Source organism: Mycoplana rhizolycopersici, from assembly GCF_013378445.1.
GTDB classification, from domain to species: Bacteria; Pseudomonadota; Alphaproteobacteria; order Rhizobiales; family Rhizobiaceae; genus Mycoplana; species Mycoplana rhizolycopersici.
Genome location: NZ_JABXYK010000062.1, coordinates 1 through 510 on the forward strand (window position 1 = coordinate 1; position 510 = coordinate 510).

The window sequence follows — 510 nt, forward strand, 5'->3', positions numbered from 1 at the left end:
CGGTGCTTCAAGGTTCTTCCGTGCCTCCGCACGACGGGCAAGCATACGCTCACGAAGCGCCTTGGAGGCTGCAACCGCGGCGAGGGCATTCGCGATGACTTTGTCGGTACCGGCCATATCGAGAACTCCTTTGTTCTCTTTATGTTCTCATTCTGGAAGAGCGCAGTCAAGACATCGTTGCGTTCGGATGATGCTGCTTGCAGGAGATGCGGGTGTTACCGGACATGGGATTTCAGTCCTCGGCCATTAGGCCGTCGAAGACCTCCAGCATTGCCTCGACGATCGCCTGGCCCAGGGCATTCGCGGCGTCAGCGACCTTGTCGTCACCGCCCTCGCGCGCAGCGAGGGCCAGATTGCCGCCCTGTTCGACGATGATGGCGCTGGCGCGCTCGATTGCCCATTGGGCAAAGTCGGCCCGCGAGCCGATGGTCGTTGTTTCCATGGTTGTTTTCCTCGCATTTTCAGAAAGGCATTCAGATGCTGTCGGCATAGTGGCAGCCAGCGCGCTCT

1 protein-coding gene is annotated in these 510 nt (G+C 59.6%); it reads right to left on the reverse strand.

Annotated features, from left to right (window positions below):
* Positions 1–232 precede the first annotated feature (232 nt).
* Positions 233–510 (reverse strand): hypothetical protein (locus tag HV823_RS26410; RefSeq protein WP_343052097.1); only part of this gene is annotated, 278 nt, incomplete at its 5' end.